The sequence below is a fragment of the Geomonas sp. Red32 genome (assembly GCF_023652955.1).
Taxonomy (GTDB): Bacteria; Desulfobacterota; Desulfuromonadia; order Geobacterales; family Geobacteraceae; genus Geomonas.
The window spans coordinates 155478-171163 of the sequence record NZ_JAKLOY010000003.1 but is presented as its reverse complement, the minus strand read 5'-3'; the positions used below and the strand labels follow the sequence as shown (position 1 = coordinate 171163).

The 15686-nt window shown below is 61.6% G+C and carries 14 protein-coding genes; 3 read left to right on the top strand and 11 right to left on the bottom strand.

Annotation, left to right across the window (positions count from 1 at the left end; translation table 11 throughout):
* Window positions 1–10 precede the first annotated feature (10 nt).
* Window positions 11–1252 (bottom strand): hypothetical protein, encoded by a 1242-nt coding sequence (locus L4X63_RS10045; RefSeq protein ID WP_250678495.1) that lies wholly within the window; start codon window positions 1250–1252, stop codon window positions 11–13.
* A gap of 284 nt (window positions 1253–1536) precedes the next feature.
* On the opposite strand from L4X63_RS10045, the gene L4X63_RS10040 reads away from it, so the two are divergent.
* A complete protein-coding gene (locus tag L4X63_RS10040; RefSeq protein WP_250678494.1) occupies window positions 1537–2253 on the top strand; it encodes a hypothetical protein in 717 nt (238 codons plus the stop codon).
* Between the two features lie 119 nt (window positions 2254–2372).
* Here L4X63_RS10040 and L4X63_RS10035 read toward each other — a convergent pair whose 3' ends face one another.
* Window positions 2373–2825: a thioredoxin family protein gene (locus tag L4X63_RS10035; RefSeq protein ID WP_250678493.1), complete on the bottom strand. Its 453-nt coding sequence runs from the start codon at window positions 2823–2825 to the stop codon at window positions 2373–2375.
* Between the two features lie 315 nt (window positions 2826–3140).
* On the opposite strand from L4X63_RS10035, the gene L4X63_RS10030 reads away from it, so the two are divergent.
* Both L4X63_RS10030 and L4X63_RS10025 read left to right on the top strand, forming a co-directional pair.
* Window positions 3141–3962, top strand: a complete 822-nt coding sequence (locus L4X63_RS10030; protein ID WP_250678492.1) for a polysaccharide deacetylase family protein — start codon at window positions 3141–3143, stop codon at window positions 3960–3962.
* A 343-nt stretch (window positions 3963–4305) separates the two neighbouring features.
* Entirely contained in the window at window positions 4306–5922 is a 1617-nt protein-coding gene (locus L4X63_RS10025; RefSeq protein ID WP_250678491.1) for a methyl-accepting chemotaxis protein, read from the top strand.
* Between the two features lie 37 nt (window positions 5923–5959).
* Here the strand turns inward: L4X63_RS10025 and L4X63_RS10020 are convergent, their stop codons facing one another.
* The 9 genes from L4X63_RS10020 to topA form a co-directional block, all read right to left on the bottom strand.
* Window positions 5960–7168, bottom strand: coding sequence for a class I SAM-dependent rRNA methyltransferase (locus L4X63_RS10020; RefSeq protein WP_250678490.1), 1209 nt, complete (start codon window positions 7166–7168; stop codon window positions 5960–5962).
* Window positions 7169–7313: 145 nt separating this feature from the next.
* A complete protein-coding gene (locus L4X63_RS10015) occupies window positions 7314–7697 on the bottom strand; it encodes a hypothetical protein (protein WP_250678489.1) in 384 nt (127 codons plus the stop codon).
* A 181-nt stretch (window positions 7698–7878) separates the two neighbouring features.
* On the bottom strand, window positions 7879–9507 hold the full coding sequence (locus tag L4X63_RS10010; RefSeq protein ID WP_250678488.1) for an ABC-F family ATP-binding cassette domain-containing protein: 1629 nt from the start codon (window positions 9505–9507) through the stop codon (window positions 7879–7881).
* 196 nt (window positions 9508–9703) lie between these two features.
* On the bottom strand, window positions 9704–9940 hold the full coding sequence (locus L4X63_RS10005; RefSeq protein WP_250678487.1) for a hypothetical protein: 237 nt from the start codon (window positions 9938–9940) through the stop codon (window positions 9704–9706).
* Between the two features lie 165 nt (window positions 9941–10105).
* Window positions 10106–10804 (bottom strand): YggS family pyridoxal phosphate-dependent enzyme, encoded by a 699-nt coding sequence (locus L4X63_RS10000; RefSeq protein ID WP_250678486.1) that lies wholly within the window; start codon window positions 10802–10804, stop codon window positions 10106–10108.
* A gap of 13 nt (window positions 10805–10817) precedes the next feature.
* Entirely contained in the window at window positions 10818–11393 is a 576-nt protein-coding gene (locus L4X63_RS09995; protein WP_250678485.1) for a Maf family nucleotide pyrophosphatase, read from the bottom strand.
* 23 nt (window positions 11394–11416) lie between these two features.
* A complete protein-coding gene (locus tag L4X63_RS09990; protein ID WP_250678484.1) occupies window positions 11417–11617 on the bottom strand; it encodes a hypothetical protein in 201 nt (66 codons plus the stop codon).
* A 235-nt stretch (window positions 11618–11852) separates the two neighbouring features.
* The gene (trmFO, locus tag L4X63_RS09985) at window positions 11853–13178 is read right to left on the bottom strand and encodes a methylenetetrahydrofolate--tRNA-(uracil(54)-C(5))-methyltransferase (FADH(2)-oxidizing) TrmFO (protein WP_250678483.1); all 1326 of its coding nucleotides are present in this window, start codon (window positions 13176–13178) and stop codon (window positions 11853–11855) included.
* Window positions 13179–13327: 149 nt separating this feature from the next.
* Complete coding sequence (gene topA / locus L4X63_RS09980; protein ID WP_250678482.1) at window positions 13328–15658, bottom strand: type I DNA topoisomerase; 2331 nt, start codon at window positions 15656–15658, stop codon at window positions 13328–13330.
* Between the last annotated feature and the right edge of the window lie 28 nt (window positions 15659–15686).

Genomic DNA, 15686 nt, shown 5'->3' with positions numbered 1-15686 from the left:
GATGCGGAGGCTACGAGCTCTTCTTGACCTTCACGGTCAGCTGGGTGCTGTTGATCTCGGTCTGGTCCTCTTTGAAAGCCCGGCTGTTATAGCGGTTGAGGTCGTAGATCAGCCGGGCCTTCACGATGTACTCCCCCGGTTTGAGCGCAGGCTCCCAGGGAAGCACCCGTTCCTCACCTGCGCGGACGATCTCCTCGTGGGGGCCTTGGGCATCGGCCTGCATGGCGGCAACGGCGTCGGGACGCTTCTTGTCCTCCTCCAGGTATTTCCGGTCGTCCGGGCGGTTGCCGTACCAGGGGGCGAACATCCACTCCTTGTGCTGGACCGCCCTCCCCTTCCGGTTCTGCACCTCCACCCTCAGGTAGATGGCCCGGCGGTTGGAGCCGGTGGGGACCGAATGCCCCGCCCCGATGTTGATGACATGAAAACCGAGCCGGGAGCTTCCCGCCCCCTCCTGGGTGATCGACAGGCTAAGCGCGCTGGCCAGCCGCTGGTGCGACCGGCCGCCGGTCCAGAGATGCCGCGCCACCGGCCGCGCCGGGACGTCGTACTCCTCGGCGGTCTTACGCATGGTGCGGGGCATGTGGCAGTCCTGGCAGTGCTGGCTCCCAAGCCCCGGTGCCATGAAATCCTCGCGCCATTCGAGGAAGGTCTGGGTCTGCTTCCCCACCACCCGTTTTCCGAGGCTGTGGCAGTAGGCGCACATGGCGGCGGTCCTCACCGCCGGCTCTTCCACGGTGGCATGCGGGGCCTTCACCCCGTGAGGTCCCCTGATCTTGTTGTCGGGGGTGAGGTGGCAGCTCACACAGGTCAGCCCTCCCGCCTGCAGTTTCGCGTCGCGTCCGTACGGCTTGAGGAGCTCGGAGACCCCGAGGTGGGGGAGGTCGAACGGCTGCGGAAAGTGGCAAACGTTGCAGGCCCGCCCGCTCTCCTCCGCGTCCCTCGCGTGAATGGGATAGGGATCGACACCGGCTATGGCATGGGCGGTTGCCGTGGCGGAGACCGACGACGGCATGACGAGCTTTTGATCGGAACGCCCGGGGAGCGTGGTGGGAACGGCGGCGGTGTCGCTGCCGAAGCCGAAGGCGTACTCACGGTAGATGGCTTGGTGGCACTTGCCACAGCTTTCAGCGCTCGTTGCCGTTCCGTCGGGAAAGGTTACTTCCTCGGAGATGCCGGGTGGCGGCACAAACAGTTCCGCGGCAAGTACCGCACAGCAAATAAGCAGACTGAACTTGGCAGGGTTTTTCATCGATGGGCTCCTTGTCTCAATGTATCAAATCGCAATCAAACCGGATGAATTCAACCCTGCTGTCATTATTTGAGGTTCCTTGGTGGCATCCCCCGAAACAATAACGGCCTCGAGATGAATCTTAGAGGGATATTTTTACAGAGAATCCAGAAAATTCAACCCTTTCCCTTGGAAGCACTTGGAATTCCGAAAGACCGCTGTACCATTATGGCAATTTCCTAATCAGCGAGACCGCAGACCTGCATCGTTACAGACCGCCACAGGTAGTCCCACAGGAGCTGACCATGGCTGAAAAGGACGACGGGAAGGAGCCCTTCGAACGGAGACCGGAAACGGCAGCGTTGGAAGCCAACGGAAGCAGCAAGGATGCCGGGGGGAACGCGGGGACCGCTACCCGCGAGGGGACGGTGGTGAATCTCTCCCCCTTCCGGAACGTCTACCTCGGGCTGGCAGCCGGCGCCGCCTTCAAGGTCCGCAACCTGGCCGGCTCCGACTTGAACGGCGAGCCCTGGTCCGGGTCATACCTCCTGCTGGCCGACGGATTGCGCATCCTGGAGGGGCGGACCCTCACCAGGTCCCGCGAGGTGATCACGCTGAAGACCGGGGAAGGGGTTCCCGTCATCAGCATGAGCACCCGGTACTTCAGGCTGGACGGCAGCGGCATCTACAAGGTGGTCTTCAACAGCGGGATCACCTACGTCCCGATATCCCAGGCTCCCTTCCCCGCCCTCATGGGAGTAGGAGAGCGCGGGACACTGGGAGTCTTCGAGGGGAGCGATTCTTCGACGGTAACGGTCGGCTGGGAGCTCAAGCCGGACTTCAACGGCTACTCCGTCCTGGAGCTTAACTCGGTAGCCACCGGCGAAGAGGGCTCGGCCACCGAGCTGGACAGTTTCCTCCTCGACCCCTCCGGAATTCCCCGCAAAGTCACCATGAGCGCCTCCGCGGCCGACAGCAACGTGACCGTTTACGGCCGGGGCACCAACATCGGCGAGCAGTAGAGACCCGTCCCCCCCTCTCCGATCCCCCTCGTCTTCTCTAACGAAGAGAGGGGGATTTTCTGTTGGGAAATCCCCCTCTCGCGGGACGCCGTCTACGCCGGCAAACAGTCCAACCGCCGCTACGATCGCTGGCCACCCTGCTGCTGCCGGAACCATTCCACTACCGCGTCGGCGCTCTGGGCACCGGCCAAGGTGGCGACCACCCGGCCATGGTCGAGGAGATACAGCACCGGGATGCCTCTCACTCCGAACCGCGAGGAGAGGTCGGCATTTTCATCGCTGTTGACCTGGAGGACCGCCGCGCTTCCCGCCAGTTTTTCGGCAACCGTTCGCACCGCCGGTGCGAATCTCACGCAGTGCGGTCACCAGGGAGCCCAGAACTCCACCAGCACCGGTCCAGGATAACTCGCGACGAACCGGTCGAAGGTTTCGGCGTTGACTGCTTGAGGCTGGCTGTAGAGCGGGGGAAGGTCGGCCTTGCAACTCCCACACTTGCCGGCTACCCCCTCTTTGTCGGCCGGGATGCGGTTTGACGCCCCGCAGGACCGGCAGGTTACCTGGTACGAGTCCATGTCTCCTCCTGAGTGTGCTTGGGGATGATTCGGGCAATTACCCACCTACACAATTGTACCGTCAGCTTCAGGCTCCGGGGGGAAATCGAAATCTCCATAACCTCCCTCACCCGGCCTTCGGCCACCCTCTCCCCTGAAGGGGCGAGGGTATAACTGGAAGGCACTGCGGACCCCCTTCCGACGTTGGCCCAGAGGAGGGGGTAAATAAGAGCAGCGGAATTCGGCGTTTCACATTTCACCGGTTTCTGCTAAGGTAGGGAGTTGCTTCGGCACGACCGGGCATTCATACAACGTACAGCGGAGGTTTCACCCACGATGAAAAGCCGAATCCTGCTCCTGGTACTGGTCGCCGTCCTCTTCGCGGCAATCGGCGTCCAGGCGTCCCAGCCCCAAATCAAAGCCAGCCAGCCGGCCCTCACCCAGGGTCTGAATGTTCCGATACTCCTTTACCATCGCCTCGGTCCCGCCGTCGTCGACGGCATGACCATCAAGACGTCCGTGTTCGAGGAGCATCTGAAGTACCTGAAGGCCAACGGCTACCACGTCATCCCCCTGAAGGCCCTGGTCGATTACTACTACAAGAAGGGTCCCGCGCCCGGGCCGAAATCGGTGGTCATCGTCGAGGACGATGCGCACAAGTCGGTCTACACCGAAATGCTGCCGCTGGCCAAGAAATACAACATCCCGGTCACCGTCTTCGTCTATCCTTCCGCCATCTCCAACGCGAAGTACGCCATGACCTGGGAACAGCTGAAGGAGCTCAAGAAAAACGGCTTCGACATCCAGTCCCACACCTTCTGGCATCCCAACTTCAAGAAGGACAAGAAGAAGATGACCCCGGCCGAGTTCGAGAAGTCGGTCAACACCCAGCTCAAGAAATCGAAGGCCCGCCTGGAAGAGAAACTGGGCGGCACCGTCGACATGCTGGCCTGGCCGTTCGGGATCTATGACGACTACCTCCTGAAGAAGGCCACCGAGGCCGGCTACCGCGCGACCTTCACCATCGAGGCGCACCACGCGACCTCCAGGGATTCCGTGATGAAGCTCCCCCGTTACCTGCTGATCAACGCCGACCAAGGGAAAAACTTCGCCCGCATCGTGGAAGGGAGCGCCCCCAAGAGGAATATCGTCTACTAGGCCGCGCCGTCAGCAGGGAAGCCCCTGGCACACCTTCCGATCACAGTCACAAACAAAGATCCCCTTGGAGACAACTCCGAGGGGATCTTTTTATTAGGGTCACTTGGCCGGAGAAGGCAAGGTGGAATCCGTCCCCTTCGCCGCAGGCTGCCCTTCCTGCTTGTGTGCTTTCCTGACTTTATTCTTTTTCAGGATTCTCCAAAACCATCCCTCCCCCCTTCACCTCCGTGCCCGCCCCCGTCGTGACAGATTCGTAACATTATCTTCTTCAAACCGGCCTAAAGTTGACGCCGTAAATTCCGAAAAAAGAGCTAGTTGCCAATTTTCCATCAGGGGGTAGGGCATGAGAACCATCCGCGCTGAGCTTTCGGCGATCATGGGTTTGGGGATCGTTGTAGTTCTGGCAGGAGGGCTGTTCGGATTATGGAGCTCGTGGAACAGCATCACGACCCTGGGGAGCAAAGTCCAGCAGGGAAACGCGAACACCTTCGAAGTCCTCAAGATGACCCTGGATTTCAAGAAGCAGGTGCAGGAGTGGAAGGACGTTCTCCTCAGGGGGAGCGATCCCGCCAAGTTCGAAAAGTACTGGGGGAATTTCGAGAAAAAGGAGCAGGAAGTCCAGGCCGAAGGAAAGGAGCTCGCCAACCGTGTTGACGATCCCGAGGCCCGCGCCCTGATCGGGCAGTTTTTGGAAGCGCACCGGCAAATGGGGATCGATTACCGCAAGGGGCTCGCCTCCTTCAAAGAGGCCGGCTTCCTTCCCCATGCGGGGGACCAGGCGGTGGCGGGGATGGACCGCGCCCCCACGGAGCTCCTGGAGAAAGCCTCCACCAGGGTCAAGGCGGCGGCGGAGCAGATGGGAGCGGTGGCCCAAAAGAAGGGCTACCGGACCATCAACGAGTGCCTGGTGTACGTGCTGGTTGCCCTCGGGTTTACTCTCATCTTGATCAACTACCTCATCAAGAAGCTCATCGTCACCCCTGCCGACCGGCTCGTGGAAAGCCTCGGCAATCTCGAGCGGGGCGACTTTTCCATCCCCGCCGTCTGGAGCCGCGAGGATGAGCTTGGGAAGATCGGCGCCAGCGCCGAGAAGGTCAGGGTGACCCTGGGAGAGATGGTCAACCGCCTCAGCTCCGCCGCAACCGACGTAGCGGGCACGGCACGGGAGCTAAGCCTCGCCTCGGAGCAGATGGCGGGCGGGATGGCCGAGCTGTCCAGCCAGAGTGTCACCGTGGCAACCGCGAGCGAGCAGATGTCCGGAACCTCCGCCGACATCTCCTCCAACTGTATCGGACTGGCCCAGGAGGCCAACACGGCGAGCGACGCGGCCCACACCGGTGCCGAGGTAGTCAACGCCACCATCCAAATCATGAACAACATCGCCGAGCGGGTCCGCTTCACCGCCGGTACCGCGGCTTCCCTCGGACAGCGGTCCGAGCAGATCGGCGCCATCATCAACACTATCGAGGACATCGCCGACCAGACCAATCTCCTCGCCCTCAATGCCGCCATCGAGGCGGCCCGGGCAGGCGAGCAGGGGCGCGGTTTCGCCGTGGTCGCCGACGAAGTGCGTGCCCTGGCGGAGCGGACCACCAAGGCCACCCGCGAGATCGGCGACATGATCCGGAGCATGCAGCAGGAAACCTTGACTGCGGTAACGGCGATGGACGAAGGGGTTAGGGAGGTGGAAAAGGGGAGCGAGGAGGCGGCGCGCTCGAACGACGCCCTGTGCCGGATCATGGACCAGATAAAGACCGTCTCCCTGAAGACGGAACAGATCGCCACCGCCGCCGAAGAGCAAAGCGCCACCACCAACGAAAGCTCCCGCAACCTCAACGCGATGTCGGAAATCGTCACCAGGACCGCCTCGGGATCGCAGGATGCCGCCCGGGCTGCCGGTCATCTCCTGACCTTGAGCGGCGATCTGGAACGGATGGTGAATCAATTCAAGGTGGCTTAGCACTCACCCGGCACTCAGGGGCGGGGGCATTTCGCCACTACATCCCCTCCCCTTTGACACAGATCGCGTACTTGAGGTAGCGCCCCTCGGGGAAGGTCACCGGGTACGGAAAATCCTCCGGCTGGCCGTGCAAGGCGACGACATCCAGAGAGCTCCCCGCCTGCAGCGCACCGCGGCGGAGCTCCTTCAGGTAATCCGCCACATCGACCTTCTGATGGTTGGACGAGGCGATCAGGAGCCCCCCGTTTTTCAGGATCTTCAGCGCGGCGGCGACGAGATCGGAGGTGCCGCCACGGGTGGTGAAGCGGCTCTTCGCGGTGGTGGAAAAGGACGGCGGGTCCATCAGGATGACGTCGTACACCTTCCCCCGCTTGGCCAGGTCGTCGAGTACCGCCAGGCAATCTCCCAGCAGGAACTCGTGCCGTTTGGGGTTGAGCCGGTTGGCGTTGAAGTTCTCGCGGGCCACCTCCATGTAGGTCGCCGAGGCGTCGACGCTGGTAACCAGGCTGGCTCCGGCCGAGGCTGCCGCCACCGAGAAGGCGCCGGTGTAGGAAAAGAGATTGAGGAAGCGTTTCCCCTTCACCCGTTTCACGAGGTCACGCCGGTTGTTCCGCTGGTCGAGGAAGAGGCCGGTGTTGAGACCGCGCTCCAGGCTGATCCGGTAGTTCAGGCCGTTCTCCATGACCAGCAACGGGTCGGGAGCGGCAGTGCCGGTCAAGAGCCTTCCATACTTCTTATCCTCCCTCTCCGCCTCGAGCTCCCTGGTCTTCTGGGGGCGCCCCTTCTCGTAGATCCCTGCCGGAGCGAGGAGCTCGTCCAGCGCCTGGGTGACCAGCTTCAGGTGCTTGCGCCAGCCATTGCAGTAGAGCTGGATCATGAGGTAATCGCCGTAGCGGTCCACGGTCAGGCCGGGAAAGCCGTCCCCCTCGCCATTCACCAGCCGGTACGCATCGGTATCGGTGAGATCGGCGTGGTCGCGGCGGATGGCTACCGCCCGCTCCAGACGTTTCTTGATCCATCCCCGGTCGAGACGCATGGGGTGGCGGGAGAGGATGCGGGCGACGATCCGGTCGGCAGGGTCCAAAAGGGCGGTGGCCAGGAAACGTCCGGCCGGATCGGCCAATTCGACAACGTCTCCCGCCTCCCCGGCGGGCCACTTCTTGGTGTAGGCATCCGCGATGATCCAGGGATGCCCAAGTTCAATCATCCTGACCGATTCGGCTCCAACCGAGCGCTGTGGCAACATCAAGGTACCTCTTTCAATAACTAGCGGTGGTCCCCCTCCCCATGAGGGAGGGAAGTTATGTCCGAATAAAAAGAGAGGGGCGGATCACCCGGCCGTATTGGCGTTGCGGGTGATACCAGCCCCTTTTCTTATGACGCAGAAATGGCTAGTGGGTGGACTGGGTCTTGCCCCCCGCCTGCTCCATGGCCATGGCCAGCTTGGCCTGCTCGAGGGCTTCCATCTCCTTCAGCTTCTCGCCGAGCCAGAAGTGGAGGTCGCGGGCGGTCTGGTAATTGACCACCACGCCATTGGTGACGTGCCGAACGATGCTGCGGCCAAGGTCCGCCGGCTCGACGCCGGTCTCTTCGCCGATGGTGCCGGTCTGGGTGATCTCGTGGGAAATCGCGTTCGGGAGCGGCTGACGCTCGAGGTAGAAGTTCATGACCAGTTCGCCGCGGGGAGAGACGCCGCCATGGGCACCGTTGACATAGACCGGGCTGTAATCATAGGTGAAGACGTATTTGAAGGTCATTTCCGGGTTCTTTGCCATGTTCTGCTCTCCTTGGAATCGAAAGTAATTTCCCGCCACTGCGCGGGGCACAATGCATGGTTTATAGCATGGAGGTCAGGGTCTGGCAAACAGGAATAAACCTCCCTAACCCGCCCTTCGGCCCCCCTCTCCTCTAAACGGGCGAGGGTATAGATTAAGCACCCACTAGCAGGCGATGGGGTTAGTGGATGACGCCGCCGGTTTTGGACAGGTAGTAGTCGTAGTTCCCTTCGTAGAGCCGCATCTCGCCGTGGTCGACCTCGATGACGCGGTCCACGAGCTTGCGGAGGAAGTGGCGGTCGTGGCTAACCAGCATGACGGTGCCGGTGAAGTTCGACAGGGCGTCGAGGAGGATCTCGCGCGACTTGATGTCCAGGTGGTTGGTCGGCTCGTCGAGCACCAGGAAGTTGACCGGGCGCGCCAGCAGCGTCGCCAGCACCACACGGCTCTTCTCGCCGCCGGAAAGGTTCTCGATCCGCTTGTCGACGTCGTCCCCCTGGAAGAGGAAGGAGCCGAGCAGGTTCCTGATCACCCCGATGGTGGCCAGGGGAATGACATCCTGGACGGTTTCGAAGATCGTCTTCTTCGGGTCGAGGATCTCCATCGCGTGCTGGCTGAAGTAGCCGAGCTCGACGTTGGCCCCCAAATTTACGGTGCCGGCGCTCGGCTCGGTTTCCCCGGCGATGGTCTTGAGGAAGGTGGATTTACCCGCGCCGTTGACACCTACCACCGCGATCTTGCTGAGCCTCTTGATGGTGCCGGTGACGCCGGAGAAAACGGGGTGGAGGCTTCCGTCCGGGTTGGTCCAGCTCTTGGCGAGGCCATTCATGACCACGACATCGTCGCCGCTACGGGGAGGTTCGTTGAATTCGAAGCGGACCACTTTATCCTCGGCCGGGATCTCGATCCTTTCGATCTTCTCGATCTTCTTCACGCGCGACTGCACCTGGGCGGCGTGCGAGGCGCGGGCGGCGAAACGGGCGATGAATTCCTCTTCCTTGGAAAGCATCTCCTGCTGACGCTTGTAGCTAGCCAGGAGCTGCTCTTTGCGGATGTCGCGCTCTTTCTCGTAGAAGTCGTAGTTCCCGTTATAGGTGGTGATGGTCTTATTGGCCACCTCCACGATCCGGTTCACGACCCGGTTCATGAAATCGCGGTCGTGGCTGGTCATCAGGAGGGCACCCTTGTACTCGCTGGCGATCCACTCTTCAAGCCAGACGATAGACTCGACGTCCAGGTGGTTGGTCGGCTCGTCCAGGAGAAGGACGTCGGGCTGAAGGGTGAGGATGCCGGCCAGCGCCACGCGCATGCGCCACCCGCCGCTGAAGGACTCGACCGGGTTGTGGTAGCGGTCGGGACCGATACCGAGGCCGGTGAGGACCGCCTTGGCGCGGGAATCGAGATCGTAGCCGCCGCGGTGCTCAAACTCCTCCATAGCCTCGCCGTAGCGGGCCAAAAGGGCCTCCATCTCGTCCGCGGAGATGTCGGTCCCCATCTGCTCTTCCATCTCTTTGAGCTCGGCGGCCAGCCGTACCGTTTCGGCGGAGACCGCCATCACCTCTTCCAGTGCGGAGCGACCTGCCATGTCACCGATGTCCTGCGAAAAATAGCCGATGGTCGTCTTTTTCCCGACCGTGATCTCGCCGGAATCGACCTCCTCCTCGCCGGTGATGATCCGGAAGATGGTGGTCTTCCCCGCTCCGTTGGGGCCGACCAGACCGGCACGGGTTCCGGGAAGGATCTGAAAGCTCGCGTCTTTGAACAGCACCTTGGAGCCGTGCTGTTTGGTGATATTGGAAAGGTGAATCATAGGGATCTCCCAAAGCTGAAATAACCAATCAGCGTTAGCATGAAGCCCCTCTCAAAAACAACTTAATTTTTCCACAGCTTGGAGTCAGGAAGCAGGAGGTGGGATGATTCGGATGCCGGTACGGTCAAGGACGGTTCCACAACCAATGTGGGACGCACAGCGTCCCCCCCTTGTCAAAGGGGGGACAGGGGGGATTTTATTTTTTGCCAATCACCTTCTCCACCACATTGCGCAGCAGATTGGCGAGATAGATCGAGCAGAACATGATGAGAGCGACCTTGACGAACTTGAGCCAGATCGGGTCGGGAACGATGGTGCTGATGCCGAAGTTGGCAACTAGGTACCAGACGGAGATGCCGGCGCCCGCCACGGCCCCGGCTGCTACGAACGGGCGCCTCAGTTTGGAGATCTGCTTTTTCGGTTGAGATTCCATGGTTATAACCCCAAATCAATGGAACACGGATGGCACGGATTTAACGGATAAAGGCGGATGAGGCAAAGACCAGTCAAAAGGTTTGAACCTAAAAGCTTAGAGCTTTATCCGTGCAAATCCGTTCAATCCGTGTCATCCGCGTTCTATCCGGTTTTGACTGTCCCTTTATTTGCTTCCGTAATCCCGCTCGCCGAAGAGTGCCGAGCCGACCCTGACCAGCGTTGCCCCCTCGGCGATGGCGGCTTCGAAGTCGCCGGACATCCCCATCGAGAGCTCGCGCATCTCTACATTCGCAATACCGGCTGCCTCGACTTTTCCGGACAACTCTCTGAGGGCGCGGAAATAGGGACGCGCGCCTTCCGGATCGTCGAAGAACGGAGGCATGGTCATCAGCCCCTTCACCCGCAGGTGCGGGAGGGCAGCGACCTCCTTCACCAGATCGAGAAGCTCTTCGCTCGTCGTTCCACTCTTGTTCGCTTCCTGGGAGATATTGACCTGGACGAGGACATCGCAGCTCTTGCCGATTTCACCCCACTGCCGGTCGATCTCCCGGGCCAGCGAGATGCGGTCCACCGAATGGATCAGGTCGACCAGTCCGGCGATCTGGCGCACCTTGTTGCTCTGGAGGTGGCCGATGAAGTGCCAGCAGATCTCCTTCGGGAGCTCCACCGCCTTGGCGACCAGCTCCTGGACGTAGTTTTCGCCGAAGATGGTCTGCCCAACCGAAAGCGCCTCGGATATCGCCTCTGCCGGCTTGGTCTTGGAGACCGCCACCAGCTGCACGGTTTTGGGATCGCGGCCGGCCTTCACCGCCGCCTGCTCGATCCTCTGCCGGATGGTCTGAAAGTTATCGGCTATCGACACGGCTCCCCCTTCCTCAGATCGCTCCCATCACCCTGAGCTGCTCGACCACCTCGCAAAGCGGAAGCCCCACCACATTGGTGTACGATCCTTCGATCTTCTGGACCATGTGGGCGGCGCCCCCCTGGATCGCGTAGGCTCCCGCCTTGTCGAACGGGCAACCGGTAGCGATGTAGGCGGCGATCTCCTCGTCGCGCAGGTGCTTAAAAAAGACCTTGGTCCGCACCGCCTCGGTGATGGCGCCGTCGCGCTCGCGGTCGTAGATGGCGAAACCGGTCACCACCTCATGAGGGATGCCAGAAAGCTTCTTCAGCATCCGCTCCGCGTCGGCGGCGTCCTTCGGTTTCCCCATGATCTCCCCCTGGCAAAGGACGATGGTATCCGCCCCCAGGAAGAAGCGCCCCTCCGGACAGAGCTCGGCGGAAGCCTTCGCCTTCCCCTCGGCCAGCCGCAGGACATGGTCGACGGGAGGCTCGTCCGGCAAGGGAGTCTCGTCGATGTCGGCGGGCACGATCCGGAAGGTGATCCCGGCGGACTCCAGGAGCTCGCTGCGTCTCGGGGAAGCCGAGGCGAGTACGACTGCACTTTTCATTGAATGTTCTCCCCGAGGCGGCACTATTTCGGCCGGATCCGTCGGCACTTGAAAGCCAGGATCACAGCTGCCATGGTAATGGCCGCCCCTATGATGAGATTGAAAGCATTGGCGGTGGCCAGTCCGTAGACGAGAGAAGCTATCCCCATCAGAAAGACCAGCGCTTCGAGTGAAATGAGCCTGCCTAACACTGAGATTTCCTGGTTTCCCTTGTCACTTCGCATGGCATCCCTCCGCGAAGACGTTGACAGCGGCATTGAATGGGGGCCGGTGGAGAGTTTCCCTACTACAGTTTACCCGGAAAAATCATCAGCAAGTTGCAGATGCGGGGGGACTGGCTCCGCAGGTGCCTGTCCCCCTTGCCCCTCTGCAATAGGTGGGGCCGGCAGCGGGGACGAAATCCTGCCTGGTCAGAAATCCCCCCTGTCCCCCCTTCGCAAAGGGGGAACGAGAGGTCAGCTATTCTGCGCGGTCCTTCTTTAGTTCGGGCTGCCACTTTTCCAGCGCCTCCAGGCCGCGCTGGGCCAGGATGCCGCGCTTCTCCTTCTTCTTGATCTTCTTACCCGGAAGCGGCGGGAAGAGGCCGTAGTTCACGTTCATCGGCTGGAAGTGGTCGGCCTCGGCGTTGGTGATGTGCTGGGCCAGGGCGCCGATGGCGGTCTCGGGCGGAGGAACGGTCAGCTCTTCTCCCTTGGCCAGCCGGGCGGCGTTGACCCCGGCCAGGAAGCCGCTGGAGGCAGACTCCACGTACCCTTCGACGCCGGTGATCTGGCCGGCGAAGAAGACCCTCGGATCGCTCTTCAACTGGCAGGTCGCCAGCATCAGTCTCGGCGCGTTGATGAAGGTGTTGCGGTGCATGGAGCCAAGCCTGAGGAACTGGGCCTGCTCAAGGCCAGGAATCGTGCTAAAGACCCGCTTCTGCTCCGGCCAGGTGAGCTTGGTCTGGAAGCCGACCAGGTTGTACATGGTCGCCTCCCGGTTTTCCTGGCGAAGCTGGATGACCGCGTGTGCCTCCACGCCCACCCGGGGATCGACGAGGCCTACCGGCTTCATGGGACCGAAACGGAGGGTCTCGACGCCGCGGCTGGCCATCTCCTCGATCGGCATGCATCCTTCGAAGTGGACCACCTTTTCAAAACTTTTCCGCTCCACCTTCTCCGCCTTCAAAATCTCCTCGACGAAGCGTTCGTACTGCTCCTTGTCCATCGGGCAGTTGAGGTAATCGTCGCCGTCACCCTTCCCGTAGCGCGAGGCGCGGAAGGCCTTGGAGAGATCGATGGAGTCGGCGGCGACGATGGGGGCGATGGCGTCGTAGAAGTAGAGGTACTCGCCGGCGAGTTCGCCGATCTTTTCCGCCAGGGCGCCGCTCGTGAGCGGTCCCGAGGCGACCACAACGATCCCTTCCGAGGGGATCTCGGTCACCTCCTCGCGGACCACCTCGATCAGGGGGTGCTGCTCGATCTTCTTGGTGATGTATTCGGAGAAGAGCGAGCGGTCGACCGCCAGCGCGCCGCCGGCCGGAACCTTGGTGGCCTCGGCCGCCTCCATGAAAAGGGAGCCCAAGCGGCGGAGTTCTTCCTTGAGAAGCCCCACCGCGTTTTCCAGCGAGTCCCCGCGCAGGGAGTTGGAGCAGACCAGTTCGCTCAGCCCCGGAAGGTGATGCGCCTCGGAGTAGGCGTTGGGCTTCATCTCGTAGAGTTTCACCTTCACGCCGCGCGACGCGATTTGCCAAGCCGCCTCGCAGCCAGCCAAGCCGCCGCCAATTACTGTTATCTGCTGTGTCAAATGATGCTCCCTGGTACTGTCAGTCCGATCCGACCGATCTGACTGATCGGGCCGATTGGACCGATGTCACGGCGCAGCTGCGCGGAAAAAAAGCGCGGGGTCCGAGGACCCCGCGGGTGTTGCCAATAGTGGTTGTCACAGCGAGAAGACTAGTCGGTGCTCTTCCAGTCGCACCCTTCCTTCGGACACTTCAAGAATTCTCCCTGACGCTTGTACACCTTCTTCACCAACAGCGGGAAGCCGCACTTGGGACAGGGCTGCTGGACCGGGAGATCCCACAGCGCGAACTTGCACTCGGGATAACGGTTGCAGGAGTAGAAGAGCTTGCCGAAACGGGACTTCTTCTCGATCAGCTCGCCTTTGCCGCACTCGACACAGGTGATCCCGGTCCCCTTCGGCTTCACCAGCGGCTGGATGTTCTTGCAGTTGGGATAGGCGGAGCAGGCGAGATACTTCCCGAAACGCCCGTCCTTGATCAGCATCTTGCTCCCGCACTTGTCGCAGACTTCCTCGGACTCCACTACCTCCACCGGCTCGTTGGTCTCCTTGTCGAGCGGACGGATGTAGCGGCACTCGGGGTAGCCGGTGCAGGCGAAGAACTTACCGAACTTCCCTAGCTTCACCACCAGCGGTTTCCCGCATTCCGGGCAGACTTCGTCGGTCGCCTCGGTGGTCAGGTCGGACTTGTTCACCTCCCCTTCCTTGAGGCGCAGAAGGTTGATGAACGGCCCCCAGAACTCGTGCAGGAGCGGACGCCACTGCTTCTCGCCGCGGGAAACCATGTCGAGCTCTTCCTCGAGGTTGGCAGTGAAGTTGTAGTCGACGTACTGGGTGAAGTGGTTGGTCAGGAGATCGGAAACCACCATCCCGACGTCCTCGGGGATGAAGCGCTTCTTGTCCAGCCGCGCGTACTTCCTCTCGATGATGGTGTTCATGATCGAGGCGTAGGTGGACGGACGGCCGATCCCGTACTCCTCCAGGGTCTTCACCAGGGTCGCCTCGGTGTAGCGCGGCGGCGGCTGGGTGAAGTGGCGCTCCGGAAGGAGCTGCTGAAGGTTAAGGATGTCCCCCTCGTTAAGCGGCGGGAGGAGTCCCTCCTTCTCTTCGACCTCGTCGTCGACCCCCTCGATGTAGAGCTTCATGAAGCCGGCGAAGCGGATCACGGTCCCCGCCACCCGGAACTTGAAGCCGGGGCCCGCGGAGATATCGACCGAGGTCTGGTCGAGGAGCGCCTCGGCCATCTGGCAGGCAACCGTCCTCTTCCAGATCAGGTCGTAGAGCTTGAACTGGTCGGAGGAGAGGAATTTCTTCACCTCGACCGGGGTCTTGGAGATGTAGGTTGGCCGGACCGCCTCGTGGGCCTCCTGCGCGTTTTTCGACTTGTTCTTGAAAAAGCGCGGTTTCTCCAGCGCGTATTCTTTGCCGTACAGGGTGGTGATCACCGACCGGGCCTCGTCGAGCGCCACGTTGGAGAGCGCCACGGAGTCGGTACGCATGTAGGTGATGAGACCGACCGGGCCGTCGCCGACGTCGATACCCTCGTAGAGCTTCTGGGCGGTCGACATGGTCTTCTTGGCGGAGAAGCCGAGCTTCCTGGCCGCCTCCTGCTGCAAGGTGGAGGTGGTGAACGGCGGCGACGGCTGGCGTCTGCGCTCGCTCTTGGTGATCTTCTCGACCTTGTAGACCGGGTTGACCGGGTCCTTCACCACCAGCGGCTTGGAATCGGCATCGTCGGAGAGCGGCGGGAATTCCTTCCCCCCGAGCTTCGAGAAGATCCGGAAGGCGGCGTCGCGGTCCGGGATATCGAACTTGGTGAGCTTCTTCCCTTCGGACTCCACCAGCGAGGCGGTCAAGGACTGCTTCTTCGCCGTGTCGAGCTTGGCGGCAATGGTCCAGTACTCCTGCTCCTTGAAGGCCTGGATCTCCTTCTCGCGCTCGCAGATGAGCCGCAAGGCCACCGACTGCACGCGCCCGGCGGAAAGGCCGTAGCGGATCTTCTTCCAGAGGAAAGGAGAAAGGGTGAAACCGACCAGGTAGTCGAGGATGGAGCGCGCCTGCTGGGCGTCCACCAGGTCCTGGGCGATGCCGCGCGGGTTCTTCACCGCGTGGACGATGGCGTCCTTGGTGATCTCGTGGAAGACCACCCGCCTGATCTCGAAGGGGGTCTTTTTCTTGCCGTCCAGGCCGAGCGCGGCCAGGAGGTGCCAGGAGATCGCCTCTCCCTCGCGGTCGGGGTCTGTTGCGAGGAGCAGCGAATCGATCCCCTTCATCTCCTTCTTGATGGCGTCGATGTGCTTCTTGCTCTCGGGGAGCACCGCGTATTTCGGCTCGAAGTCGTGATCGACGTCCACCGACCCCTGTTTGCTGGGGAGGGCGCGGACGTGCCCGAAGGAGGCCAGCACCTTGAAATCCGGCCCGAGGAATTTCTCTATGGTCTTCGCCTTGGCGGGAGACTCGACTATGACAAGGTTGTGCGACATGGGTCCACCTAAGTTGATTGAAATAAGC